This is a genomic window from Streptomyces sulphureus DSM 40104 (assembly GCF_000381025.1).
GTDB lineage: Bacteria > Actinomycetota > Actinomycetes > Streptomycetales > Streptomycetaceae > Streptomyces > Streptomyces sulphureus.
The window spans coordinates 258,265-281,366 of the sequence record NZ_KB905821.1; the positions used below are offsets into that span (position 1 = coordinate 258,265).

General features: G+C 71.9%; 44 protein-coding genes. 41 read left to right on the forward strand and 3 right to left on the reverse strand.

Annotated features, from left to right (window positions below; genetic code table 11):
* Nucleotides 1-106 precede the first annotated feature (106 nt).
* On the reverse strand, nucleotides 107-553 hold the full coding sequence (locus F603_RS0123640; protein ID WP_019548420.1) for a helix-turn-helix domain-containing protein: 447 nt from the start codon (nucleotides 551-553) through the stop codon (nucleotides 107-109).
* Nucleotides 554-702: 149 nt separating this feature from the next.
* Between F603_RS0123640 and F603_RS0123645 the strand changes: the two genes are divergently transcribed.
* From F603_RS0123645 to F603_RS32695, 25 genes are all read left to right on the forward strand, one after another.
* A complete protein-coding gene (locus F603_RS0123645; protein ID WP_019548421.1) occupies nucleotides 703-957 on the forward strand; it encodes a helix-turn-helix transcriptional regulator in 255 nt (84 codons plus the stop codon).
* Nucleotides 954-1,208 (forward strand): helix-turn-helix domain-containing protein, encoded by a 255-nt coding sequence (locus F603_RS0123650; protein ID WP_019548422.1) that lies wholly within the window; start codon nucleotides 954-956, stop codon nucleotides 1,206-1,208. Before F603_RS0123645 ends, F603_RS0123650 begins: the two co-directional genes overlap by 4 nt.
* A gap of 85 nt (nucleotides 1,209-1,293) precedes the next feature.
* A complete protein-coding gene (locus F603_RS0123655) occupies nucleotides 1,294-1,872 on the forward strand; it encodes a hypothetical protein (protein WP_019548423.1) in 579 nt (192 codons plus the stop codon).
* 41 nt (nucleotides 1,873-1,913) lie between these two features.
* Nucleotides 1,914-2,252, forward strand: coding sequence for a hypothetical protein (locus F603_RS0123660; protein ID WP_245600884.1), 339 nt, complete (start codon nucleotides 1,914-1,916; stop codon nucleotides 2,250-2,252).
* Nucleotides 2,249-2,512, forward strand: a complete 264-nt coding sequence (locus F603_RS0123665) for a hypothetical protein (RefSeq protein ID WP_019548425.1) — start codon at nucleotides 2,249-2,251, stop codon at nucleotides 2,510-2,512. The genes F603_RS0123660 and F603_RS0123665 overlap by 4 nt, the downstream gene beginning before the upstream one ends.
* Nucleotides 2,512-2,733, forward strand: a complete 222-nt coding sequence (locus F603_RS0123670) for a hypothetical protein (protein WP_019548426.1) — start codon at nucleotides 2,512-2,514, stop codon at nucleotides 2,731-2,733. The genes F603_RS0123665 and F603_RS0123670 overlap by 1 nt, the downstream gene beginning before the upstream one ends.
* Nucleotides 2,733-2,945, forward strand: coding sequence for a hypothetical protein (locus tag F603_RS0123675; protein WP_019548427.1), 213 nt, complete (start codon nucleotides 2,733-2,735; stop codon nucleotides 2,943-2,945). The genes F603_RS0123670 and F603_RS0123675 overlap by 1 nt, the downstream gene beginning before the upstream one ends.
* Complete coding sequence (locus F603_RS0123680; protein ID WP_019548428.1) at nucleotides 2,942-3,199, forward strand: hypothetical protein; 258 nt, start codon at nucleotides 2,942-2,944, stop codon at nucleotides 3,197-3,199. The genes F603_RS0123675 and F603_RS0123680 overlap by 4 nt, the downstream gene beginning before the upstream one ends.
* Nucleotides 3,189-4,106, forward strand: a complete 918-nt coding sequence (locus F603_RS0123685; protein ID WP_019548429.1) for a hypothetical protein — start codon at nucleotides 3,189-3,191, stop codon at nucleotides 4,104-4,106. Before F603_RS0123680 ends, F603_RS0123685 begins: the two co-directional genes overlap by 11 nt.
* A complete protein-coding gene (locus tag F603_RS0123690; RefSeq protein WP_019548430.1) occupies nucleotides 4,106-5,194 on the forward strand; it encodes a recombination directionality factor in 1,089 nt (362 codons plus the stop codon). The genes F603_RS0123685 and F603_RS0123690 overlap by 1 nt, the downstream gene beginning before the upstream one ends.
* Entirely contained in the window at nucleotides 5,191-5,907 is a 717-nt protein-coding gene (locus F603_RS0123695; protein WP_019548431.1) for a 3'-5' exonuclease, read from the forward strand. Before F603_RS0123690 ends, F603_RS0123695 begins: the two co-directional genes overlap by 4 nt.
* Nucleotides 5,904-6,032 (forward strand): hypothetical protein, encoded by a 129-nt coding sequence (locus F603_RS36290; protein ID WP_019548432.1) that lies wholly within the window; start codon nucleotides 5,904-5,906, stop codon nucleotides 6,030-6,032. Before F603_RS0123695 ends, F603_RS36290 begins: the two co-directional genes overlap by 4 nt.
* A complete protein-coding gene (locus tag F603_RS0123705) occupies nucleotides 6,029-6,280 on the forward strand; it encodes a hypothetical protein (RefSeq protein WP_019548433.1) in 252 nt (83 codons plus the stop codon). The genes F603_RS36290 and F603_RS0123705 overlap by 4 nt, the downstream gene beginning before the upstream one ends.
* Nucleotides 6,277-6,879 carry a RuvC family protein gene (locus F603_RS0123710; protein WP_019548434.1) on the forward strand — a complete coding sequence of 201 codons (603 nt, stop codon included), beginning with the start codon at nucleotides 6,277-6,279 and terminating at the stop codon, nucleotides 6,877-6,879. The genes F603_RS0123705 and F603_RS0123710 overlap by 4 nt, the downstream gene beginning before the upstream one ends.
* A 166-nt stretch (nucleotides 6,880-7,045) precedes the next feature.
* Nucleotides 7,046-7,366 carry a hypothetical protein gene (locus F603_RS32670; protein ID WP_019548435.1) on the forward strand — a complete coding sequence of 107 codons (321 nt, stop codon included), beginning with the start codon at nucleotides 7,046-7,048 and terminating at the stop codon, nucleotides 7,364-7,366.
* Nucleotides 7,367-7,418: 52 nt separating this feature from the next.
* Complete coding sequence (locus F603_RS32675; protein ID WP_019548436.1) at nucleotides 7,419-8,291, forward strand: hypothetical protein; 873 nt, start codon at nucleotides 7,419-7,421, stop codon at nucleotides 8,289-8,291.
* Nucleotides 8,291-8,845 carry a zinc finger domain-containing protein gene (locus F603_RS36295; RefSeq protein WP_019548437.1) on the forward strand — a complete coding sequence of 185 codons (555 nt, stop codon included), beginning with the start codon at nucleotides 8,291-8,293 and terminating at the stop codon, nucleotides 8,843-8,845. Before F603_RS32675 ends, F603_RS36295 begins: the two co-directional genes overlap by 1 nt.
* 290 nt (nucleotides 8,846-9,135) lie before the next feature.
* The gene (locus tag F603_RS35180) at nucleotides 9,136-9,282 is read left to right on the forward strand and encodes a hypothetical protein (protein ID WP_019548438.1); all 147 of its coding nucleotides are present in this window, start codon (nucleotides 9,136-9,138) and stop codon (nucleotides 9,280-9,282) included.
* On the forward strand, nucleotides 9,282-9,698 hold the full coding sequence (locus F603_RS0123735; protein ID WP_019548439.1) for a hypothetical protein: 417 nt from the start codon (nucleotides 9,282-9,284) through the stop codon (nucleotides 9,696-9,698). Before F603_RS35180 ends, F603_RS0123735 begins: the two co-directional genes overlap by 1 nt.
* Entirely contained in the window at nucleotides 9,695-9,823 is a 129-nt protein-coding gene (locus F603_RS36050; RefSeq protein ID WP_245600885.1) for a DUF6011 domain-containing protein, read from the forward strand. The genes F603_RS0123735 and F603_RS36050 overlap by 4 nt, the downstream gene beginning before the upstream one ends.
* A gap of 72 nt (nucleotides 9,824-9,895) precedes the next feature.
* A complete protein-coding gene (locus F603_RS0123740; RefSeq protein ID WP_019548440.1) occupies nucleotides 9,896-10,222 on the forward strand; it encodes a hypothetical protein in 327 nt (108 codons plus the stop codon).
* 435 nt (nucleotides 10,223-10,657) lie between these two features.
* Nucleotides 10,658-11,152, forward strand: coding sequence for a hypothetical protein (locus F603_RS33560; protein WP_158678677.1), 495 nt, complete (start codon nucleotides 10,658-10,660; stop codon nucleotides 11,150-11,152).
* Nucleotides 11,149-11,280 (forward strand): hypothetical protein, encoded by a 132-nt coding sequence (locus F603_RS36300; protein WP_019548443.1) that lies wholly within the window; start codon nucleotides 11,149-11,151, stop codon nucleotides 11,278-11,280. Before F603_RS33560 ends, F603_RS36300 begins: the two co-directional genes overlap by 4 nt.
* On the forward strand, nucleotides 11,277-11,627 hold the full coding sequence (locus F603_RS32690; protein WP_019548444.1) for a hypothetical protein: 351 nt from the start codon (nucleotides 11,277-11,279) through the stop codon (nucleotides 11,625-11,627). Before F603_RS36300 ends, F603_RS32690 begins: the two co-directional genes overlap by 4 nt.
* 124 nt (nucleotides 11,628-11,751) lie before the next feature.
* Nucleotides 11,752-12,270 (forward strand): WhiB family transcriptional regulator, encoded by a 519-nt coding sequence (locus tag F603_RS32695; protein ID WP_019548445.1) that lies wholly within the window; start codon nucleotides 11,752-11,754, stop codon nucleotides 12,268-12,270.
* A 61-nt stretch (nucleotides 12,271-12,331) separates the two neighbouring features.
* On the opposite strand, the gene F603_RS0123770 is transcribed toward F603_RS32695, so the two are convergent.
* A complete protein-coding gene (locus F603_RS0123770; RefSeq protein ID WP_158678678.1) occupies nucleotides 12,332-12,889 on the reverse strand; it encodes a hypothetical protein in 558 nt (185 codons plus the stop codon).
* A 132-nt stretch (nucleotides 12,890-13,021) separates the two neighbouring features.
* Nucleotides 13,022-13,333, reverse strand: a complete 312-nt coding sequence (locus tag F603_RS0123775; RefSeq protein WP_019548447.1) for a hypothetical protein — start codon at nucleotides 13,331-13,333, stop codon at nucleotides 13,022-13,024.
* 181 nt (nucleotides 13,334-13,514) lie between these two features.
* Here F603_RS0123775 and F603_RS35185 point away from each other — a divergent pair, with 181 nt between their 5' ends.
* The 16 genes from F603_RS35185 (at nucleotide 13,515) to F603_RS32705 (ending at nucleotide 23,097) form a co-directional block, all read left to right on the forward strand.
* Nucleotides 13,515-13,868, forward strand: coding sequence for a hypothetical protein (locus F603_RS35185; protein WP_019548448.1), 354 nt, complete (start codon nucleotides 13,515-13,517; stop codon nucleotides 13,866-13,868).
* Between the two features lie 61 nt (nucleotides 13,869-13,929).
* On the forward strand, nucleotides 13,930-14,058 hold the full coding sequence (locus F603_RS36305) for a hypothetical protein (protein WP_019548449.1): 129 nt from the start codon (nucleotides 13,930-13,932) through the stop codon (nucleotides 14,056-14,058).
* Nucleotides 14,059-14,069: 11 nt separating this feature from the next.
* On the forward strand, nucleotides 14,070-14,249 hold the full coding sequence (locus tag F603_RS0123790) for a hypothetical protein (RefSeq protein ID WP_019548450.1): 180 nt from the start codon (nucleotides 14,070-14,072) through the stop codon (nucleotides 14,247-14,249).
* A 75-nt stretch (nucleotides 14,250-14,324) separates the two neighbouring features.
* Nucleotides 14,325-15,263: a DUF2637 domain-containing protein gene (locus F603_RS0123795; RefSeq protein WP_019548451.1), complete on the forward strand. Its 939-nt coding sequence runs from the start codon at nucleotides 14,325-14,327 to the stop codon at nucleotides 15,261-15,263.
* Nucleotides 15,260-15,934 (forward strand): nuclease-related domain-containing protein, encoded by a 675-nt coding sequence (locus F603_RS0123800; RefSeq protein WP_019548452.1) that lies wholly within the window; start codon nucleotides 15,260-15,262, stop codon nucleotides 15,932-15,934. The genes F603_RS0123795 and F603_RS0123800 overlap by 4 nt, the downstream gene beginning before the upstream one ends.
* Nucleotides 15,931-16,602, forward strand: a complete 672-nt coding sequence (locus F603_RS0123805) for a hypothetical protein (protein WP_026328674.1) — start codon at nucleotides 15,931-15,933, stop codon at nucleotides 16,600-16,602. The genes F603_RS0123800 and F603_RS0123805 overlap by 4 nt, the downstream gene beginning before the upstream one ends.
* A gap of 13 nt (nucleotides 16,603-16,615) precedes the next feature.
* A complete protein-coding gene (locus tag F603_RS0123810; RefSeq protein ID WP_019548453.1) occupies nucleotides 16,616-17,002 on the forward strand; it encodes a hypothetical protein in 387 nt (128 codons plus the stop codon).
* 2 nt (nucleotides 17,003-17,004) lie between these two features.
* The gene (locus F603_RS0123815; protein ID WP_019548454.1) at nucleotides 17,005-18,144 is read left to right on the forward strand and encodes a hypothetical protein; all 1,140 of its coding nucleotides are present in this window, start codon (nucleotides 17,005-17,007) and stop codon (nucleotides 18,142-18,144) included.
* Complete coding sequence (locus tag F603_RS0123820; protein WP_019548455.1) at nucleotides 18,144-18,407, forward strand: hypothetical protein; 264 nt, start codon at nucleotides 18,144-18,146, stop codon at nucleotides 18,405-18,407. The genes F603_RS0123815 and F603_RS0123820 overlap by 1 nt, the downstream gene beginning before the upstream one ends.
* Nucleotides 18,408-18,581: 174 nt before the next feature.
* Entirely contained in the window at nucleotides 18,582-18,806 is a 225-nt protein-coding gene (locus F603_RS0123830; RefSeq protein WP_019548457.1) for a hypothetical protein, read from the forward strand.
* Nucleotides 18,807-18,950: 144 nt separating this feature from the next.
* Nucleotides 18,951-19,340, forward strand: coding sequence for a hypothetical protein (locus F603_RS0123835; RefSeq protein WP_019548458.1), 390 nt, complete (start codon nucleotides 18,951-18,953; stop codon nucleotides 19,338-19,340).
* A 194-nt stretch (nucleotides 19,341-19,534) separates the two neighbouring features.
* A complete protein-coding gene (locus tag F603_RS0123840; protein WP_234329566.1) occupies nucleotides 19,535-19,909 on the forward strand; it encodes a hypothetical protein in 375 nt (124 codons plus the stop codon).
* A 144-nt stretch (nucleotides 19,910-20,053) separates the two neighbouring features.
* Nucleotides 20,054-20,443 (forward strand): hypothetical protein, encoded by a 390-nt coding sequence (locus tag F603_RS33565; RefSeq protein ID WP_019548460.1) that lies wholly within the window; start codon nucleotides 20,054-20,056, stop codon nucleotides 20,441-20,443.
* Nucleotides 20,444-20,519: 76 nt separating this feature from the next.
* Nucleotides 20,520-21,098, forward strand: coding sequence for a hypothetical protein (locus F603_RS0123850; RefSeq protein WP_019548461.1), 579 nt, complete (start codon nucleotides 20,520-20,522; stop codon nucleotides 21,096-21,098).
* On the forward strand, nucleotides 21,095-22,639 hold the full coding sequence (locus F603_RS36310) for a terminase large subunit domain-containing protein (RefSeq protein WP_019548462.1): 1,545 nt from the start codon (nucleotides 21,095-21,097) through the stop codon (nucleotides 22,637-22,639). Before F603_RS0123850 ends, F603_RS36310 begins: the two co-directional genes overlap by 4 nt.
* Nucleotides 22,640-22,722: 83 nt before the next feature.
* Entirely contained in the window at nucleotides 22,723-23,097 is a 375-nt protein-coding gene (locus F603_RS32705) for a DUF1360 domain-containing protein (RefSeq protein ID WP_019548463.1), read from the forward strand.
* Nucleotides 23,098-23,102 lie beyond the last annotated feature (5 nt).

Genomic DNA, 23,102 nt, shown 5'->3' on the forward strand with positions numbered 1-23,102 from the left:
ACAGTGAGGTCACACCATGTAAACCCATTCCGCCAGTTTGATGAAGTGGAACCACGCATTCCGGTGACGCGCCGGGCGGGCCTCCGGAGAGCCCCTGCATGTCGTGCTAGGCGCTACGGCTCGACGTCCCCTCGTTGTGACCCTGCTCCTGCGCTCGTCGCTCCTGCACACGGCGCAGCACCTCACGCTGGGCATCCGCGGGGAGCGTGGCCAGCAGATCAGCTACCGCTCGGATGTGTGGGTCGTCGTCATATCGCACGGCCCGCGGAGGCTCACTCAGCACGGCGAGCACCTCGGCCGCGTCGTCGCGCCGCGCCTGACGGAGGTCATCGGCGCCGACATCGAGCACGAGTGCCATGCGGGCGATCGTCTCGGCGGGGGCAGTGACGGCCACCTCTTGACCGCCGACGCGCTGGTACCCGGCCACGATCTGCCGCCACCGCGTCTCCGAGATGCCGGCGCGTTCTGCCGCCTTGCGCTGGGAGAGGCCAGAGCGCAGCAGGGCGTCCTTGAGCAGCGTGCCTTCGGGCGTCGGCCGTGAGTGCGTAGCCATGCGATCAGCTTCGCATGACTACGCACTTTCCCTCTATAGGGCCGCGTGATCAAGGGGCTCACTGGCCACGAGTTGCGTATGTACGCAGTGACCACGCACTGCGCAGCACTGTGCTTGACTACGCAAAACTACGCGCTAGTGTGGGGGTCATGACGCAGAACACCGGGCGCCGACGGCGCCCCCTTGACCAAGCACCGGACGCGGTCACGTACGCGCGGCGGGCCGCTGGCCTCTCCAAGGTCCAGCTCGCGCGCCGCATCGGCATCTCCCCACAGCTCATGGGCGAGATCGAGAGCGGGCGGCGCAACGCGACTCCGAGCGTCCTCAACCGGCTCGCGGCCGCCCTGTCGTGCCCGCGCGTGGCGCTGGAGGCAGGCCACGAGCCGCAGGAGCGCGCCGCATGACCGCGCGCTTCGGCTATGCGGAGGCAGCGGCGCAGATCCCGGGCGTCACCGAGTCGTGGCTGCGCAAGCACATCAAGGAGCTGCCCCACAGCAAGGTCGGCCGCCGCGTGTACTTCACGTCAGCCGATCTGGAGCGCATCGACGCCATGCACCACGTCGAGCCGCGCTCGGCCTCGTCGGTGACGCCGGTATCTGGACTGGCGCCGGATCTGGCGCAGCTCAAGCCTCTGCCGGCTCGACGCGCGGCCTGATCGACCGCCGAAGCGGGGCTGACCCGGACGGCCATCCGGATCAGCCCGGAAACCCCACCCAACCAGTGAAGAAGAAGGGGTCACCATGACCAACGGTACCCAGCTCCGCGCCGCTTTGGCGCTCACCGAGCTGGTCTCTCACCCGGACCTCCGCGCCGTGTCGTGGACTGTCGCACCCGAGGGGGTGCTGTCCGGCTACCTGATCACTGAGCACGGCGCCGGTGAGCACGCTGACATCGCCGCCGTCCTGATGGGCTCCGGTGTCGAGCGGGACGTCTTCCGTGCACACACCGGCGAGATGCGCGGGGTCGCCACGGTCCGCACTGTGTGGCGCGACGTCGTGGTGACGCTGTCTGTCACCTACCCGCTGCGTGCCCCGCAGACGTCGTCGCCGGCGAAGCGTCTTGCCGACAGCCTGTCCGGAGAGGAGCAGGTGCAGGCGGTGGAGGTCGATGGGCACGCGCGTCTCAGTGTGGTCGTGACGCCGGACGACATCACGGCGTGGTCGTGGTGGGTCGCCCGGCTCGGCATCGAGCACGAGACGCTGCGCGGTGGCCACGCCACCGGTACGGGACGCACCGCGTGTGGTGTGGAGGTACGGCTGCTCGGTGTCGGGGTCGGGCGGCTCGCGACCCGCGCGGCTCTGGCGGGGGGTGTGCGGTGATGTCGGGGCGGATGCCTGTGTCCGGGCCACACCGGATCTACGTGGATGCCACCCCGTCCGGGGCTGGGCTGGATGTGTCGCACTGGCTGCACTCGGTGCTCGTGTCGGTGGCCGAGAAGGTGGCCGAGGACCCGCAGGGCGTGGTGGACGAGCTGGTGGAGATCGCCGAGCTATCGGCGTCGGCCGCTGCGCAGGGCTCGGACTCGCATGCCGCACATGAGCGGGACGTGCGGGTGCAGGACCTGATGGAGCAGGTGGCCGGGGCCGGTGTGCTGCCGGTGTACGGGACGCAGGTGGCTGCGCTCGCTGAGCGGCTGCGGACGCTGGTTACGCCGCGTCCGGTGCCGGGGCAGCGTGCCGAGGGTGGTGCTGCTGCGTGAGGGCGCCGATCACTGTCGCGAGGGCAACGCTGCTGGTCACTGCGGGCGAGTGGCCCGACGCGCGAGCCTTCCGACCGCACGCCGAGGACGGCGAGTTCCTCGGCTACACGTTCCAGGTCGGGGAGCTGCACTCCGCTCGGTATGGGTGGATCACCGCGTCCGGGGCCGCCTACGCCAGGGGGCTGGAGGCGTACCGCTCGCACGCGGCTGACGTGCTGCGGCACGCCGTGCGGGATGAGGCCAAGCGGGGGGAGCGCTGATGAGCGCCCGCGACGAGCTCCGCGAGGAGCTGGTTCGTCCGAAGCGGCTCGGGGAGTACTACCTGCCCGAGGGCGCGGAAGACCTGATCAGCCGAGTCCGCGCCGAGGTGCTGCGCGAGGCCGCCGACGAGGCGGATGCCCGCGCCGAGTCGCACACGGTGGCAGCAGTCGCCGACATGTTCCGCCGCATGGCCGACGCCGCCGAGCGGGGTGACCGCTGATGGCCGGCCTCTGCTATCGCCGCGCGGTACTCCTCGCCACCGCCCGCGCCGAGGGCGGGACTTGGACGACTCGCCGGGCCTACCGCACACAGCGTCTCGCCCCGCGCCGCCGCACCGCCCGCCTTGACCTCGCATACCTCGCCCGCACCGGACACCTCACCGCGACCGACGGCACCGCGCGGGCCTACACCCTCCCCGGAGGCACCCGATGAACGGACCCCAGCACTTCCGCGAGGCCGAACGCCTCGCCGACATGGCGCACCACTTCACCTACGGCGACGGCGCCGACTCGGTCACCGGGGCCGCGCTCGCCGCCGAGGCGCAGGTGCACGCCACCCTCGCCCTCGCCGCTGCAACCGCGCTGGTGGACGAGACCCCTCGCTCGGACTCGCACAGCGAGTACCGGGCCTGGGCCGAGGTGGCTGCCAGCGACTACCGTGCACCGGAGCCGCCCCGTGTCCACTGACACCGCGCTGGCCGGGGCGAAAGCCCCGGCCGCCGGCCGCCGCTCCACCAAGAGCGCGCCGACCGGCGCCGACCGCATCCCCCGCCGCTCCCAGGGCTGGTACCGGGACCCGCTCGACTCCAAGGTCAAGTTGCGTTCGGTCACCACCATCCTGTCGCAGGGCATGCCCAAGGAAGCGTTGGTCTTCTGGGCGGGGAACCTGACCGCCGAGACCGCGCTGGACAACCTCCCCTACCTCGTCCGGGCCTCGCTGCGGCCGGAGGACCGTGCGGAGGCGTACGACTGGCTGCGCCGGGCTCACACCCGTAAGAAGGACGCCCGCGCCGCCGTCGGCTCCGCCGTCCACCAGCTCATTGAAGCGCACGTCCTCGGACAGCCCGTCCCGGACGAGCTGCGCGATGACGAGGAAGTGCGGCCCTACGTCGCCCACTTCGAGCGGTTCGTCTCCGACTGGGACGTCACCTTCGAAGCCTCGGAGATGGTGGTGGCGAACTACACGCGGGGCTACGCCGGGACGCTGGACTACTACCTGCGCTCGCCCCTGATCGCCGCCGAACTTGGCACCTACGCCGACACGGTGTTCATGGGCGACACGAAGACCGGCGGCGAACTGGACAAGAAGGGCGTCTACCCCGAGGCGGGGTTGCAGATGGCCGCCTACGCCCACGCGGAAGTCGGCTGGCTCCGCGACGGCTCCAAGGTGCCGCTCCCGACCGTGTACCACACAGGGATCGTGCTGCACCTCCGCCCGGAGGGGTACCGGCCCGTCCCCGTTGCCTGCGGGGCCGCCGAGTTCGCCGCCTTCTGCCACGCCCGGGACATCGCCGAGTTCCAGCGCACAACCGCTAAGGGAGTCGTCGGCGAGGCCCTCACCCTCCCCACCACCAGCGAAGAGAGGGCAGCCTGATGCCGATTCTCGATCTACAGCAGCGCACCCGCGAGTTGGGGCGCATCCGGATCGGCGTCACCGCGCCGACCCAGAGCGGCAGCAAGCGCCCCGCGAAGCTGGACAGGTTCCGCTTCACCTCCGCGTCGAAGCCACTGCTGGAGAAGGTCGCCGCCCTGTACGGCGGCACCGTGGCGGACTGGACCCCCGCCAACGGTGGCCCCGCCGCCTACGAGGTCATCACCGAGGCCCGCCGGGTGCCCATCCTCGTCCCGCCGCAGCCCGTCTCCCAGTACTACGAGCTGTGGTCCGGCGGCGGCTGCCAACGCCGCTGCGACGGCGTCACCGAACTCCTCGCCGACCGGGCATGCCCGTGCGGCCCGGACCCAGAGCGGCGCGAGTGCAAGCCCACCACCCGGCTCAACGTCGTACTCCGCGACGTGCCCGGCGTCGGGGTGTGGCGGCTGGAGTCCCACGGCTACTACGCCGCCGTCGAACTCCCCGGCGTCGCCGAGCTGCTGGCCAAGGCTGGCGGATACGTCGAGGCGTACCTCGGGCTGGAGGAGCGCACCGCCAAGCGGGACGGGCAGACGCGGCGGTGGATGGTGCCGACGATTGACATCGACATCGCGCCGTCCGCGCTGATGGCCGGGCAGACCAGCACGGCTGCCGTGTCGAACGTCCCGGAGCGTGCCGCGCTGGAGGCACCGCGTCCGGACTACGTCGCGCTCGCCGAGGCTGCCACGACGGCGGCCGCCGTGGGCGAGCTGTGGAAGCAGGCGGTGCAGGCCGGGCATATGGACGACCAGATCGCCACGGCTCTCCGGGCCCGGGGCGAGACGCTGAAGCAGGCTGCTCCCCCTTCCCCTCAACAGGGGGAGGAGACGCCCGAGTTGATGGAGGCCGAGATCGTCCCGGACGACGAGACGCCCGACGAGGCGCCCGAGGACGTGTGGTTCGACATCATCGCCGCCGCTGGAAAGCACGGCTGGTCCACCGCCGAGGTAGAGCAGCGGTTCGCCCAGGCGAACGATGGTCTCCACCCGTCCACCGCGTCAGCCTCCCGGCTGCGGGCCTTCCTCGAGGAAGTGAAAGGGGGCCGGGCATGAGCTGGCACCTCGGCCGCATGTGCGGCTTCGACCTGGAGACCACCGGCACCGACGTCGAGACGGACCGGATCGTGACCGCCTGCGTCGTCCAGTGCGGCGGCGGGCTGCCGACGCAGTCCGCGACGTGGCTCGCGAACCCCGGGATCGAGATCCCCGAAGAGGCCGCCAAGGTCCACGGCATCACCACCGAACGGGCCCGCGCCGACGGGCGGCCGGCCGCCGAGGTGGTGGAGCAGGTGACCGCCGCGCTCGCCCAGGTCGCCCGTGACGGGACTCCGATCGTGGCCATGAACGCAGCGTTCGACCTCACGATGCAGGACCGCGAGTGCGAGCGGTACAGCGTCCCGTCGCTGTGGGGCATCACCGAGCCGCTCATCATCGATCCCCGCGTACTCGACAAGGCCGTCGACCGGTACCGGCGCGGCTCCCGCACGCTGACGGCGCTCTGCGAGCACTACCAAGTGCCTCTCGACAGGGCGCACTCCGCGGATGCGGACGCCATCGCCGCCTGCCGCGTCGCCTGGCGCATCGCCAGCCTCTACCCGCGCATCGCCACCGACCTCGGCGAGCTGCACGAGCACCAAGCGGCCTGGGCCCGAGAGCAAGCGGAGTCGCTCGCCGGGTACTTCGCCCGCACGCCCGGCAAGGAGCACCAGGCCGACACCGTGCGGACCGAGTGGCCCCTCATCCCGCGGCAGAGGGGGCACCAGTGAGCACCCTCTACTTCATCCTCACTCAACTCGGCGTGGCCGGAGTCGGGGCCATCATCACCGGCGCACTCCTCATCGTCCACGAAAGCATCCAGATCCTGCGCAGGGGACGGGAGGACGCCAAGTGACCGCCCTGCCCTACGCGATCGGGCTCGCCACAGCCGCGGGTGGCGCCGCCGCCGTGGTCGCCAGCGTGCGCCGACTGCTCCCCGCCGCGCCCACCGGCCGACACCGGACACTCCCGGCGCGTCAGTACGAGGCCACCGTCCCGGGACGGTGCACCTGCGTGGACTGGGACCGCATGACCACCCGCACCCTCCACGCGGACGGGAGCAGCACCTGCCGCTCCTGCGGACACCGGGAGGTGCCCCGGTGACCACTCCGACCCTCCCGGGAGTGGCCCCCGCCGTCACCGGCCATCAGGCCGGGGCGGCGGGGCCCCGCCGCCCCCTCGTCATCGGATGCGACCTATCCCTGACCTCCACCGGCGTGGCCGGCGACGGCTGGACCGACCGCATCCGCCCACCAGGACGCCTCCGCGGAGACGCTCGGCTGCGGCACGTGCGCGACACGGTCGTCAGCTACATCCGCAACGCGGACCTCGTGGTGATCGAGGGCCCCGCCTACCGGCACGCCGCGATGGCCGGACACGAGGACCTCGCCGGACTGCGGGTGCTGGTGCGGGTGTACTGCTACAGCCACGACATCCCCTACGCGCTCGTACCGCCCGCCTCACTCAAGCAGTACGTGACCGGCCACGGCAACGCCTCCAAGGGCCGCGTGCGCACCGCGGTCGCCGAGCTGTACGGCATCCGCACCGAGGGACCCGCACGGTACGACGAGGCCGACGCTTACGGACTCGCCGCGGCCGGCCTGGACTGGCTCGGCCACCCCCTGGCCGCGGTGCCCGAGGAGCAGCGGGAGGCGCTCGCCGGCGTCCAGTGGCCGAGCCGCGAGGCGGTGACCGGACCATGAGCCCGCCGGTGCTCGACTGGCGCCACCCCCGCCACTGGAGGGCGCACGCCCGACCGTGTCGGTACTGCGGCGCTCCGACTCGCCTCCGTGACAGTCGCAGCAGCCCCGCGCACAAGACGTGCGCGGAGGAGGCCCTCGCCTGCCAGGCGGAGGAGCAGGCCGCGCGGTGGCGCCCCGGAACGCTGCCGTGACCGCCGCGGCGGGGGCTGCCCGCAGCGGCTGCCCCCGCTGCGGCGCCCCGATCTGGCGCCAACTCGTCGGCCGCCGGGCAGCGTTGATGGTCAGCGCAGACGACGACCCGATGCCGCTGGCCGACGCGCTGCCCCATACCGGGCCCAACCGGCTCGCGTGGCGCGTTCGGCGCCTGCACGGAGGCGGGTGCGAGCTGCACTGGCTGCATCTCAATTCGCCGGTGCCCGCGGCCGTCGAGGTGGTCCTCGACCACCAGTGCCCGCCCGAGGACCGGCCGCCCGAGGCGCTGTGGTGACGCCGCCCGCCGCTTCCCCCTTCCCTTGACCAGCACAACCGAAGGAAGACACATGCCCTGGGCCCGGTTCGACGACCGTTTCCCCTCCCACCGAAAGGTGCGCCTGCTGTCGGACGCGGCGTTCCGGCTGTACGTCTCCGCGATCTGCTGGAGCGCCGAGAACCTCACCGACGGCGTCATCACGACGCGCGAGTTGCGACTCGTAAGCGACGTGAAGAGCGCGCGTAAACGAGCTGAAGAGCTCGTTGAGAGTGGTCTTTGGGAAGTCGTCCCCGAGACGGGTTGGCGCATCCACGACTACCACGAATACCAGCCGACCACCGCCCAGGTGCAGGCCGACCGCAAGGCGAAAACCGCACGTCAACAGCGGTGGCGCGAGAAGAAGAAGGGCACCGAAGCCCCGCCCGATCCTCCGCCCAACACACCCGATGTAGACGCATCTACAGACCCGTCGCGAGACGCCCCTGGAGACGCTGCCCCACGCGCGCGCGTCCCCGGCCCGGCCCGGCCCGACCCGAACCCCCCTATGGGGGGTGAGGGTGTGTGTGCCCCTACCGGTAGTACCGGGCGCGGGCACGAGACGGCGCACACACCCGTCCCGCCCAACTTCCAGCCCAGCAACGACTCGACCGCATGGGCCGACCGCGAAGGACACACCCAGCGGCTCGGCGGCCCGGACGGACTCGCCCGCGTCACCGCCGCCTTCACCGACTGGCACACCGCCAAAGGCACCCGCGCAGCCGATCCCGACGCCCTCTGGCGCAAGTGGGTCCGCGACCAGCGCGCCCCGCTCCCGAGCCAGGAACCTCCGCTTCCCGCCGGCGCCGACGTCGTGCCCCTCCGCGACCGCCGACAGCAGGCCACCAACGACCTCTTCGGCCGCGCCATGCAGCGCGCCCAGACCCGCATGCAGCAGGAGTCCTGATGACCCCCGACGAAACCGTGATCCTCGCCCGGTACGTCCGCGCCCTCTGCCCCCAACAGGCCATGGACGAATACACCCCCGACGCCTGGCACGACGTGCTCCAGGACGTCACCCTCTCCGACGCCCGCAGCGGCGCCGCCCGCGTCGCCCGCCGCCAACCTTTCGTCGCCCCCGCCGAGATCCTCGCCGAGGTCCACCAACTCCACGCCGAGCGCCTCGACGGATTCCAGTACGAGCCCGTACCCGGCGACGACGACCCGCAGGCATACCTCACCGCATACCGACAGCAGCGAGCCGCCGTCACCGCCGGCACCCGCCCCGCCGCACCCGCCGCCCAGCAACTCCCGCCCGCCCGAAGCGACATGAAGCAGATGCTCACCGCCGCAGGCCGCCACCTCCCCGACGACGAGGCGCCCCGCACCCCGCGCCCCACCTCGATCGCCTGCCCCACCTGCACCGCCCGCATCGGACAGCCCTGCAAGACACCAAGCGGGAAGCACCGCAGCCCCCACGGCGCCCGACGCCGCGCCCTCACCGCAGGAGCCGCAGCGTGACCAACGCTCCCCGGCCTGCCGAGCTCCGACGCGACCCACAGCCCGACCTCAAGGTCGCCTGCCCCTGGTGCCGAGCCCGCCCCAGGGACCGCTGCACCGGCGTCCGCGGACGTGTCCGTGCCACCAGCCACCCAAGCCGCATCGACGCCGCACAGCTCACCCCAGAAAGCGCCACACGGCCGACAGAAGGCCAAACGACCCCCTAGGCGACCACACGCCACGCAGCACCCAAAAGGACGTCAGACGGCCACACAGAGCCGAACCTCAACCCCCGCGAACGGAGGCGACGAGTGATCCGCGACCTCGCCGACATCCCCACCACCCAGCAGGCCGCCGAATGGCACCGCATCGCCGTCGACCTGGAGCGCGCGCTGGACGCCCTTCCGCCCCAGCGGCCGCTCCGCCCCGTCACCAACACCGCCCTGGAGGCCGCCTGATGGCTAAGACTTCCGTTGCTGAGCGGCTGGCCGCCGCCCGCCGGGACGCCACCCTCGCCGACATCGCGGCCCGCGCACCGGAATGGGACCGACACCTGGTCGTCCAGGCGGCGCTCCAAGTCGGCGCCGAGCAAGGCGAATTCAGCGCGAACGTGCTACGCGAGTACCTGCCCGAGCTGGCCCACGGATTCCTCGGCGCTGCGATCTCCGCCCTGCACCACACAGGCGTGATCGAGCCGACCGGCGTGTGGGTGCCGTCCACCTCGCCCCCGACAAAGGGGCACCGCGTCGCCGTGTGGCGCCTGACGGCGCGCGGCTGGCGGCTGGCTCGGCATGGGCCCGAGGCCCCGCCGAAGCGCGTCCGCCGTGTCCGCCGCGTCCGTCCAGACACCCAGCTCGACCTGTTCGCCGCATGACCGCCCGCCACTGCGCCGGATGCGGCCGGGCCCTCCGCGACCCCGTATCGCGCGCCGCGGGCCTCGGTCCGGTCTGCCGCCGCGCGCTCCACCCCCCCACCAGCCCCGCGTGCAGCAGCCGTTGACCGGCCGCCGGTGCGCCACGTGCCCGGCCAGACCGAACTCCCGCTCACCACCGACCAACAGGAGACCCACTGATGCCCGACCAGACCACCTCGCTCGTCGCCTTCGTGGACCCCCAGCCGCCGCGCTTCCACCACACCGACATCGACGGCGACCGGCTCCTGATCACCACCGCCGACATCCCTTCGCAGGGGCGCGGCGTGCACTTCCGCACGGACGAGCCCGGCAGCAGCGTGCCGCTGGACAAGATCCCCGAACTCCTGAGCGCCTTGCAGGAGATCGCGACCTGTCCGGCGTGTGAGGCGCCACCGCTGGAGTGGTGCGCAGCTTGCGGCCGGTGCCGCTGCGACCGCCACGACGAGTGCACCCGCCCCCTCGCCGAGATCGGAGTCACCCCGTGACCAACCCCCGCCGCTTCCACCTCCAGCGCGAACACGACGTCACCGGAGCATCCGGCACTGGCCGGGTAGCCGACGGCGTCCTGTGGCCCGACGGCACCGCCACCCTCCGGTGGCTTGGTCCCCGCGCCTCCACCGTCCATTGGGACCAGCTCGCCGACGCCGTAGCGATCCACGGACACGGTGGCCACACCCACATCGTCTGGGATGACCCGGCCTCAGCAGAGCGCGAGACGACCGAATTCGCGGAGCTCCTACGACAGTTCGTCGCGCTCACGGACACGCTTCATCACACCCTCGGCGGACCACACGACGAGGTTGGCCCGGGGCTCACATGTGACGGGTGCCGCCTGGCTGATGAGGCCACGCGCGCGTTGCGCGACGCAGGCGAGCGCACAACCCTCCGCTCCCACCTCCGTTCCCCCCGTGAGGCGGGGCATGATGGCTGACCAGCCCACCCGGCACACCGCCGGCACCATCACCGACGACGACCTCGACGCCCTATACGACGTACTGGAACGTCACGAGCGGCGCAGCGATGCCTGGCAGACCAGCGCGGAGGCGTCCGCCGCCGAGAGAGACGGCGCGTACCAGGAGCGCGCTCAACTCCTCGCCTGGCTCGCCGCCCTCGCACCCGCCGTCCTCGCACCAGCGACCGACGTGGACGAGCACGGCTGGCACCTGCTCTACCTCACCACCCCCGCCGGGCAACTCTCCTGGCACATCCACCCGCGCGACCTCGCGTACTTCGAGCACGTCGAGCGCGCCGAGGCCGACGACCCACGCGCCCAGTGGGACGGCCACTCGACCGCCGAAAAGTACGACCGCATCGGGCAACTAGCAGCCGTCGCCGGCTGCTCGTGCAGCATCCTGCGCACCGGTCCGGGGCGGCACCTGCCCGAGTGCCCGAACCGAGGGAGCAGCAGCCGGTGACCCCCGAGCAGTTCGCCGCCGTACTCAAGCACCTCGCCCGCGCCATACACCGCGCAGCGGCCTCGACGCAGGACGACTACGCCCTCGCCCCGTCCCCGCCCGACACGAACGGGGGTGAGGAACCGTGATCGCCGCTCTGCTGCTGGTCGGCGCGCTCGCCGTCGGCCGCCTGCGGCCGTATGACCGACTCGACACGTGGGTGTGGCGCAGGCTCACGTTCGGCGGGAAGTGGACGCGCACGCGGCGCGGGCAGCTCCTCGTGCTCGTCGCGCACGCGATCGCCCGCCCCGCCGCCACCGCGCGGATCTGGCGCCACCGTCACGATCCACCACCACGGCGCAGCGCTCCACTGCGTGTCCCCACGGTCGAGCCATCGGACCCGTCCGGACAGGCGGACAACGTCCGTCCGGACGATCCGGACACGACACCTCACCCGACCCCGGACACCCCGCCCACCAGCACGGACAGCCCCTGAACACCGGACAGGATGTCCGTCCGCTGACACAAGGAAGGGGCGCCCCCATCTCGGCCAGATCCCCGGGGGCGCCCCTCACGCGGCGTGATCACCGTACCCCAGCACCACCAGGAGCCACCCCACGATGATCGACGCCCTCGTACCCCCCTACCTCCGCCGCCTCCCCGACGACACACGCACCCCCTGCTACGGGCACGGCGAGCTGATGGTCCCCGACACCCCCCACCCGCCCGCCACCCTCACGGATGCTGCCCGCGCCCTATGCGCCGCGTGCCCGATCCAGCAGGCGTGCGCGGACTGGGCCACCTCCACCCGCCAGCCGCACGGAGTGTGGGGCGGGCTCACCCCCGCCGAGCGGCGCGCCGTGCAGCGGCCGGAGTGCGGCACCGACGCCGGATGGCGCTCCCACCGAGCCCGCAACGAGGGCTGCACCACCTGCCGTGAAGCGCATGACGAGCGGCTCCGCGAGGGACGCCGCGCGCGCCTGGAGCAGGAGCACCGCGAGCACGGCGGGAGCCTCGCTGGGTACCGGCTGGAACTGCTGCTGGGGCTGCCGACGTGTGTGCGGTGTCGGGCAGTGCGGCAGGAGCACTACGCGAGCCTGCCGCGCGCTCCGAAGTGGTACCGGAGGACCGCCGCCTGACTGGCCGGCTGGCAGCACGAAGCCCCCGCCGGTCCATCGGCGGGGGCTCAGATCTCGCAGATCAGTACCGGAATGCAGGAGCGACGACCCGAGCCCCGTCTGTCCGGGTCTCGATCTGCTTCGGGTTGACACCTTCAGGATCGATCGCTTCCAGGCGGTCCCGGGTGAATCCGAGACGCATCACTTGGTCCTCGCTCGTGTGCCCATCGGCATCCGTCATGGCGTACGTCACCGTGAACAGCCAATTCTTCCCCGGTGTCTTGGCAGACTGCACTGCACTGATCGCGGACACCACATCTCGGCGAGCAGCCGTCCGCGTCAGCCCCTCCGTGAACTGTTTGTTCGCAGCAATCTTGATCGTGGTGGACGCTTTCGGTTTGTAGGAGACGCTGAAGCGCTTGACGCCCTTGCGGTTGCTGCGGCTCAGCTTCTTCTCCAGCGCGGTCTTGAGGCGCTCCTCCGGCGTGGCCTGGGATGCACTTGCACTCGCAGTGGGTGACCCCGTGGTCGGGGTGGCGTTGTCGTCGTCTTCCGGGTCGCAGCCGGTGACAAGGAGCGCCGTCACGGCGACGGATACGGCGACCGTGCAGATACGGGTACGGGTGAGCATGTCGGCCAATCGGTGGTGGTGGTCGAATTGGGCTGACCATACGGCCAACCTGCCGAAGTCGGGGCTGATTCACAGATATCCGGCTGATAGGTAGCCCCGAGACAGCGCGACACCCCGCCGACATCGCCAGGCGGGTGCACTTCATTCCTCGGGCTCGGCCCTCTTTTTCCGGGTCGCCCAGGAGCCCGAGTGCCCACGCAAGATGTCCTGCACGACACCCACGGACATCTCCAGCCGCGCGGCGATTTTCCGGATGGGCACCGGCGGCTTCTCAGCCCGCAGCTCCAGCACTAGCTCTCGACGGTCCGCGTGCCACGTCTGAACGCGCTGCGCCTGAAGGGCGAGCACTCGATTCCTCGCGCGCACGCGCTCTTCCCGGTCCGAGATGCGGTCTACCTCGTCAAGGGCGTCTGACACCCGGGTCACCTCCTTGCTCGTGCCGTCGCCGTCCACGCCCGCTCCTCTCCTTGTGGCGGGTTGTGGCACGCCGTCCTTGCATGGGGACCATACATCGGCGTATGGTCCCCATACAACGGAGCGCACCGCCGCCCCGTTCCCAACAGAAGGCCCCGGCCGGGCTCTCACACACCGGCCGGGGCCAGCCAGACACCTGCTACCGACAGGAGTTCTGACCATGTCCAAGGCTATCCGCCGACCGCTCGCGCGTCGCCACCTGCGCGCCGCAGCCGCGGTCCACCCCGACGTCATGTACGCCGCGCTCAGCGCCGGCATGCTCTTCGTCCGGCAGTACCTCAGGGGCCGCGGCTGCACCCAGCAGTTCGCCGACCGCTACGGCTCCGCCTTCGGCCGCGTCGCCGCCAAGCAGTACCGCGCGACCTACGGCACCGAGCCCCGCCGCGCCTGGTCCCTCGTCCACGGCACGTGGCGCCGCGTCCTCGCCTACCTCCCGGAGGAGCGGGACAACCTCGACGCCGCGGTCCGCGCCTACCCCCGCACCGCCGCCATGGAGCTGGAGGTGGCTGCCTGATGAACCCCATCTGCTGCGGCCGCCCCATGCGCTCCGACGGCGACCAGAAGGTGTGCACCAAGTGCGGCTCGTGGACGGCGGTGGCCTCATGATCCGCGCGATCCGCCGACTCGGCGAACTGTCCTGGCGCTGCTGGATCTGCGGCTGCGAAGTGGACGACGCCCTCACCCGCTGCCCGATCCAGCACTGAGGGGGAGCTTCATGGGCCTCTTCAGCCACAAGCCCCAGGCGAACCGACGGGCCTGGGACGAGCTGCCCAACGACCGGGCCTCACGCAAGCGCCGCGCCGCGCACAAGCGCAGCGGAGCCACCAAGGCGGCCCGCAAGGGCCAGCAGTGGGAGGACTCGCAGCGCGCCCCGCGCCTGCCCTTCCACACCTGACGACCCGTCAACCCCGGCGCCTCGCCCCGCTGGCGGGGCGCCGGTCGCCGCCCAACCCGAACCTGTGAGGACAGCATGACCACCAACACCACGCCCGCGCGGGGCCGCGGCCTGTCCCGAGGCATCCGCACCGCGTGGGCGCTCGTCCTCGCGATGCTCCTCGCCGCCGCCGCCTGGTCCCTCTCCGGACAGCTCGGACGCTGGGGCATGCCCACCTGGCTCGCCGCCTCGCTCAGCGTCATGTTCGACGCCGCCGGACTCATCTGCGCCACCTACGCCCGCCGCGCCGTCGAACGCGGCACCCCCGCCGGACTCTCCCGCACCGCCATCCTCCTCTTCGTCGGCATCGCCGGACTCCTCAACTGGCACCACGGCCACACCATCGGCGGACAACCCGCAGCCTGGGGATTCGCGTCCCTCTCCGCCGGCGTCGAGCTGCTCTTCGAACTCCACCGGCGAGACGTGCGAGACGAGCAGCGCGCCGCCCGCGGCCTCATCCCCGAGCGCATGCCCCACGTCCCCGCGCTCGGCTGGATCATGTACCCCGGCCGCTCATGGACCACGGTCCGCGCGGCCGTCGGCGCCCGCCTCGATCTCCTCGACCCCGTGCAGGCCAGCCGCACGCTCACCCCGCCACCGGACACCACCAGCCCGGACACGAGGACGGACGCGACTGTCCGCGCCGCTGTCCGCGCCGCCGCGTCCGTGTCCGCGGGCAGCACCCCGGACGACATCGTCGCGCAGCTCTCTGCCGCCGGGATCGAGACGGACGCGGACACCGTCCGCAGTGTTCTTGACCAGAGCAAGAACGGCGTGGGGACGCCGCCTGTCCACCCCATCACCCCGCCCGGACAAAGCATCGCGGACACCATCCGGACCGCCCTAGCGTCCGGAATCACCGGCGACGACACCGTGCTGCGCTACGTTCGCGGCGTGCACGGCGAGAACGTCTCCGCCGACACCGTGGCCCGCACTCGCCGCCGCATCGAGAAGCCAGGCAGGGCCGCGTCGTGACGACCCTCGTCCTCCTTGCGCTCGCCATCGGCGCCGTGTGGCTCTACCGCCACCGGAAGCCGCGCACCGGCGCCGGCGCCTCTGCCGTCGAGCGTGCCCGCCAGCTCCGCACCCCGCTCGTCCGCCTCGCCGACCTCGTCGGCATCCGTACCCGCCGCGGTGCACTCGCCGACCGGTACGCGGCCGGAGCCGACGGCGAGCGCCGCACCGCCGCGCTCCTCTCGCCACTGCGGCGGGAAGGGTGGGCGATCCTGCACGATCGTGCGCTCCCCGGAACCCGCGCGAACGTCGACCACCTGGCCATCGGGCCCGGCGGCGCCGTCGCTCTGGTGGACTCCAAGCGCTGGTCCGCGCGTTGGCGCCTGCGCGTCGTCAACGGCCGTCTGCTGCACGGTTCACACGATGTCACCGACCGGCTGAACGGCACGCGGTACGAGACCGCCGCCGTCGCCGAGCTGCTCCGTACACCCGTCGTCCCGCTCGTCGTCGTGCACGGCGCCCCCGTCGACGGCGGCGAGCTGGTGGCCGACGGCGTGCGGATCGTGCCCGCCGACCGCGCCGCGAGCGTGCTGCGGTCGCTCGACCGGACCGGCCCGAGCTCCTCATCCACCCATCTCGCGGCCCGCGCGAACCGGCTGCTGCCGCCCTACCGGAAGGGAGCCAGCCGATGAACGCCCCGGGCGCTGACGAGCTGCGCATGCGGTACCTGCTGCGCCGCCGCGGAGTCGGCCCGGACGCCCGTCCGGACACCCCGGACGAGACGTCCGAGCGGAAGCCGGACACGGCCGCCCCTGCGGAGCCGTCGCACGTCAGAGGTGGCGGACGGCTGCCGGACTGGCGCCGCGGTGAACTGGTCGACCTGGAGAAGCCCGACGCCCCGGAGCCCGGCCCGCCTGCTAGGCCGAAGCGCCAGGAGCCCGAGCCCGAGAGCCCGCCGAAGCCCGACAAGACCGAACCCGATGACGAGGAGGACCAGGCCGACGAGCCCGCCTCCACGCCTCCCCCCTGGGACCCCGTCGCCGTCGCCGACCGCATCGTCCAGGCCCAGAAGGAACGCACCCTCGCCGACCGCGCCCGCCACCTGGCCACCGCCGCGAAGGCCGGCCCCCGGCTCGGCCGCCTCGTCTACGCCGCGAGCGGCGTCTGGGCGGCGTGGCACGTCGGACTCACCCCGTGGCTGCTGTCCGTGACCGCGACCGCGCCCCTCGGCGTGCCCGCCGGCCTGGTCCTCGTCGGCTGGGCGCTGCACCGCCGCTCGGCGCGCGCCGTGCTGCCCGTCGCCTGGTGCGGCCACGCGCTGTTCACCGCGACCGTCATCACCCTCGCACTCCACCCCTGACCGGAGACTCGTCGTGCTGGAAATCAGCCTCCACGGCCTCGCGTTCGCCCTCACCGTGCTCGTGATTGCGGCCCTGAAGAAGAGCGGGAAGAAGCTCTCGTCGCCAGCCGCGCTCGCGGCCGGAGTCGCGCTCGGCTACGCCTACAGCCACACCGGAGAGCCCTGGTCGGTCCTGGCTGACAAGGCGCAGCAGATGACCGCCTCGGTCGGGGATGAGTTCGGCGCAGTGCCAGCCGCCGTCGCGCTGGCGATCGGCGCGTGGTGGCACTACACCCGGCCCGGCCCGCTCGGCTCCGTCGTGCAAGGGCTCCTGCTGATCAGTGCCGCGTCCGCAGCCTCCGGTCTGATGACGCGGGCGACGTCGATCATCGGGTCCATCATCACGGTGATCGCGGGCTGACCATGACGACACCGACCGAGGAGAGCCCCGAGGCGGGGCGTGCGGAGCGGGCCGGGCTCGCGCTCGGAGTCGGGCTCGGGCGCTGCTACTTCGCGACGGTCGCGGCGGTCGCAACGCCGATCCGCCGCTGCCCGACGCCGACATGGCACTGGAGAGCCGGCTACCGGTGCGGAGTGCGTCTCCGGTGCGCGCCACACCGGCTGCGCACGGGGCTGCGCAGACTCCTGCGGACGCGGAAGCTGCGTCCGCCGTCGCTCAAGGCGGGCGCAGCCCGTCTCGGCGTGGCCACGGGTGTGGGCTGGTGGGGGCTGGAGTGGGCGGCACGGGCCGAGGTGCCCGTGTGGCCCCTCGCTGCTGGTGGGGCGGCGCTGCTGCTGGCCGTCGCGTACGCCGCTGGCAGCGATCCCGAGACCAAGACCCGTCCGGCACCCCGACGCCACGGGCGCCGCGGGCGCCGCGGGCGCCGCGGAGACCACCAGGAGCGCGCCGCCACGCGTCTGCTGTGGGCCATCGGCCAGCTCCTCGAGGAACGCTCCGCGCTGCACATCACGGAACTGGCCGACCAGATCAACACCCGCAACCGCGCGGCCGGCCGCCGAGTCCTGACCGCTGCGCGCCTCCGCGCCCTGCTGGAGGAACTCGGCGCCCCGGTGCGGGACCAGATGACCATCGGGTCCCGCACGGGACCCGGTCTCGACGCCGAGGACTGGCGGGAGTGGAGGGGTGGCACCCGCCGTCGCGCTGGCGTGGAGGAGACGGCGCCCGCTCTCCCCCGAGCCGAGACCGCCCCTACCGAGACCGAGACGCCGCAGGTCAGAAGGGATGACCAAGATATCTCGGCCCAAGATCTCGCCGAAAATCTCGGTGCCTCCGACGAGGACGGGAGGCTACTCGACACCGAAGCCCTGATGCTGATCCGTCACGCCCGCACTGCGATTGGCAGCGATCGCGGCGCGCATCTGCGGACCATCCTCGCCACCGCCCAGGCGGCCGGAGACTGCACCGGATGGTCCGTCACCCGCCTCCGCAGGGCGCTCGAAGCCGCCGACATCCGCGTCGAGGAAAAGCTCTGGATTCGCGGCGGCAACACCCGCGGCGTGCTCGCCGAATCACTCCCATCCGACACAGAAAGGGCCGCCTGATGCCCTACCGCTACACCTGCCGCACCTGCGGCCTACCCGGCGCCGTGCACCCGACGCGGTGGGGCGCGCGCCGCGATGAGGCCGGGCACCGGCGAGCCGCCCACGGGGGCATGTCGCCGCCCGGCGGCGATGGCGTGCACTACGCGCCGCCGAGCGCGAAGGGCCCGCTGATCACGGTCGGGGTGCTGCTGCTCCTGGTCGTCATCAAGGAGATCACGGGCCTCGCGCCCGACGACGTGGCCCGGTGGATCGGGCTGCTCTGACCTCCGGGACCGGCTTCCGCGTGGCTGCACTTCGGCCGGTCCCGGCCCCTATCCCAGCGAAGAGACAGGAGATGGACAGGATGCCATTTCAGCGGACCATGTCTGTGGACGAGCTGCGGCGCCGCAACGAAGCGTCGAGCGCCGAGGCCGAGCAGGACAGGCAGGAGGAGAGTGATGAGCGTGAGTGACGAACGCGTGCGGGTGCGGGTGCTGTTGTTGGTCGGGGATGAGGCGGAGATCGTCGCGGACGTCCGGCCCGAGGAGCGGGCGGAGCCGCAGCGGTACCCGGTGGAGGAGATCGCCGAGGCGGCGGGTGTCCCGCGCGGGGAGCTGCCGGGAGTTGTGTTGACGGCCGTGGTGGGGGCGGGTGATCGGCTGCACGGTTGGCAGCGAGTGTGAGGGTGGGCCCGTCCTTGGTGGCGGGCCTTTCCTCACCGATCAGTGTTGCAAAACTAGGCGTGAGTGCTGTAGAGTTAGACGTGTCGGAACGGGGGGTGACAGCCCCAACCGACACCAGTTGAAAACTCCAGAGAGGAGAACGTCATGGCAGACGACCGTGACGACAGGGAGCGATTCTCGGAGCTCGAAGAGCTCATCATGGCGGCACACGGATTCCTCCGTGTGCTGTTCGAGGAACTGCCCGTCCCCGTGGTGGTCATCGGCTTCGACGCCGAGACTGACGACCACTCCGAGGTGCTGCTGAGCCTGGACAGGGCCCGCCACCTCATCGAGGACGAGCCGATCCCCAGCTTCGAGAAGAAGGCCATCAGTCGGTTGGTACTGGACTGGTTCTCGGCCACCGAGATGCTGGTGCTCACCAAGCTCGCGGGGCCCGCTCCCTGGCGGATGGACAGCGTGGAATACGCGCTCCATCGGTTCATCGCCGTCGCTGAAATGATCGAGCGAGGCGAGCTGGACGACGACGAGTCGTAGCAGCTCACCCGCCCCGGGCAGCCAGTCCGGGGCGGGCTCCCCTTCTCCTCTTCGGGGTGCTCAACACCCCGCACGTCCCCTGTCACGCACAGAGGCCGACGCGAATCCCGCCGGGGCGGGGTGACAGGCGTCGGCCTCTGACCAGTTGAATCGTCCAGAAAGGATGACTCCCGGCCATGGTAGAGCAGCCAGGCTTGATCACACCAGAAATCGCGGAGCGGTACGGGGTGAGCGAGCACACGGTCCGCAAGAGCTGGACACAGCACCCGGAGTGGCCAACCCCGAAGGGGAAGCGCGGCCGGTTCAAGGAGTACGGCGCCGATGACGTGGCCGCGTGGGTACGCGAGCACGTGCAGCGCGCGGCGGTGGAATTGGAGCCGAATCGGCTCTACACGGCGCAGCAGCTCGACGAGGCCGGGATCGGTGTGAAGGCCGGGACGATCCGCGCCGACGTGTCGCGCGGTCGCTGGCCCGCGCCCGACGACGAGGAGCACGGGGTGAAGCGGTGGCGCGGAGCCACCGCGATGGCGGCTGTGGCGAGTCGTAGGGCGTACCGGCGTAGCGAGTAGCGACATTCCGCCTCCCTCGGGCGTCGATCGCCCCCCAATGGTGTTGCAAAACTAGGCGTGAGTGCTGTAGAGTTAGACGTGTCGGAACGGGGGGTGACAGCCCCAACCGACACACCAGTTGAATTCCACAGAGAGGAACAAGAGATGGCTGACCGCTACGAGCGCATGCTCCGCGCCATGCGCGTGGACCTGACCCTCGCCTACGCACAGCTCGCGCTCGTCTGCCACCGCATGCCGATCCCCGTCGACCTCCCCACCCACGAGGACATCGACTTCCAGGACGACATGACCCCAGCCGTGCGCCGTCTGGTCGAGATCGCTGACGATCTCCCCGTAGACGAGGACACGAAGGCCGGAGTTTTCATGACGGCCATCGACTGGCTCACCGCCGTCGACCTCTGGACGCTCCTGGCCTCCACCGGGCAGAACACCGTGCGCGAAATGTGCTTCACCGGAGCCCTCGTCCGCGTTCGCGAGCTGCTCGCTGAACTCCTCCAGGACGGCGACGCCGAGTACGGCACCGACCAGGAGTGACGCTCAGCGCCCCCGCCCAGCCAGGGCGGGGGCTTCCCACGTCCCGCCACCTGGTATACGCCTTTACCCTCCGGGCATGACCAGCAGCGACCCGCAGGCGCGCCCCCTGAGCGGGAAGGGGCGATTCGTGCGATCCGTCGACACGGCCGAGCGCGACGCCCAGGCCGCGCGCCTGCGCTCCGAGGGACGCACCTACCGCGAGATCGCCACCGAGCTGGGCTACTGCTCGAAGGGCGCTGCGCACGACGCCGTATCCCGCGCCCTGCACGCCATCGTCCGTGACGACGCCGAGGCCCTCCGCGCACGCGAGGCCGAGCGCCTCGACGGCCTCTACGAGGAGGCCCTCGGCGTCCTTGAACGAACCCACTACGCGCACTCCCACGGCCAGCTCGTCATCGGGCCGAACGGCGAGCCCCTGCACGACCCCGGCCCGCAGCTCTCCGCCCTGCGCGAGATGCGGCAGATCAGAGAGTCCTACCGGCGCCTGCACGGCCTGGACGCCGCGCAAGCGGCTGACGTCACTGTCCGGGCGACCGCGCCGCCGGCCGACGAGCCCGATCGGCAGCAGCGGCTCGGCGCCGTCGCCGCCGAGATCGCCCGCCGCGCCGCGTCCGGACAGGACCCGGACGCCGAGAGCCTGCTGTCCGGACAGTGACCGGACACGCCTACGCCGGGTACAGCGACGCCGAGCTGCACGCCGAAGCCCGGCGCCTGGCCGCCCTCCAAGACCCGGCGATGATGGGCCTGTACCTGAACCCCGGCGGCGCCTACCGGGTACGGGCGCACACCCGGCTGATCGCCTCGGCGCTCGCCGAGCTGGGGCCGGATGCGGATCGGCTGCTGGTCACCACCCCGCCCCAGGTCGGGAAATCAGTGCTCGTCTCCGAGCTGCTGCCGATCTGGTGGCTGGCCCGGCGCCCGGCCGACCGCATCGCCATCGCCTCGTACGCGGGCAGCCTCGCCACGAAGAAGTCGCGCGCGGTGCGGCGCCTGGTGGCCGAGCACGGCGAAGCGTTCGGGCTGCACCTCCAGCGCGGCGAACAGACCGCCTACGACTGGTCATTGGCAGAGGGCGGCGGGGTGCGCGCGGTCGGCGTCGGCGGCGGCCTGACCGGGCATCCCATCACCGGGGTTGGAATCGTGGACGACCCGCACAAGGACAGAAGCGAAGCCGACACCGCGCTGATGCGCGAGCACGTGTGGGACTGGTGGAGCAGCGTCTTCCTCTCCCGGCTGCGCCCCGGTGTCCCCGTGGTCCTGGTTCAGACCCGGTGGCACCCCAACGACCTCGCGGGCCGCGTCCTGGACCACGAAGGCACGACGGCCGAGGGCGGGCGGTGGCGCGTCGTGCACCTGCCGGCGCTCGCCACCCAGGAGACCGACCCGCTGGGCCGCGCGGCCGGGGAACCGCTGACCCACCCTGCGCTCGCCGACGAGGCGCGCGCCGAGCTGCTGGCGCACTGGCACGACAAGCGGCGCACGACCACGCCGCGCGACTGGGGAGCGCTCTACCAAGGGGACCCGCAGCCAGCGGCCGGCGCGCTGCTCACCCACGCGGAGATGGCCGACGCCTACTGCCCCTCGCCCACGGCGCCTACCCGGCGTGCCGTAGCGGTCGACCCGTCCGGCGGCGGCAGGGACACCGCCGGGGTGGTCGCCGGGTACCTCGGCACGGACCAGCGGCTGTATCTGACGCACGATCGGACGCGGCAGATGTCGTCGGATCAGTGGGCCCGCGCGGCGTGCACGCTCGCCGCGGAGACCGAGGCGACGCTGATCCACGTGGAGAAGAACTACGGCGGCGACATGGTGACGTTGGCGATCCGCACGGCGTGGGACGCGCTCCAGCGGGAGCGGACGATCGCAGCGGAGGCGCTGCCGCCGTTCGTCCAGCCGGTCACCGCGCGAGCCGGAAAGCTGTTGCGTGCCGAACCCGTCGCGCAGCAGTGGCGGGAAGGCCGGGTGCGCCTCGCCGCGCACTTGCCTGAGTTGGTATCCGAGTGGGTGTCCTGGCAGCCCGGGTCGGACTCCCCGGGCCGGATCGACGCGAGCGTGTACCTGGCCTACGGACTGCTGCGGGCCCCGGGCGCGCGGGAGTCGATCAGCTCGCCCGCCGGGGTGTCCCTGTCCTCCGTCGGAACCGGGCGGGCCAGCGTCGGCGCGGCGACGATCGGCCGATCCGGATACGTCCGCTGACCTGTCCGCCACGTATCCGCCCTGTCCGGGGCAGTGTCCGGACACGGGCAGGACTGCGGCGTACGCGCCCCTACCGTGCCCCTGTGGCCCACCAGATCATTCTCGCGCTCCTCACCCTCGGCGCTGTCGCACGCGTGACACGGCTCATCGCCGAGGACCTCATCACCGCGCCTCTACGCGGCGCCGTCGAGCGTCGCGGTGCCACGTCGGCGGGGTGGCGGTGGTTGTCGGAGCTGATGCACTGCCAGTGGTGCGCCTCGATCTGGGTCGCCGCCGGAGTCGGCGCCGCGCACTGGGCATGGCACGGCACGACCGTCTTCCTGTACGTCGTCGCGGCGCTCACCGCCTCACACGTCGTCGCGCTCGCGGCCTCGTGGCTCGACTCGCCCCCGCCGCCGAAGCACATCATGATCGACCCGCTGGCAGTGGACATGGCCGTCCGCGACCGGCGCCGGTAGGGGGT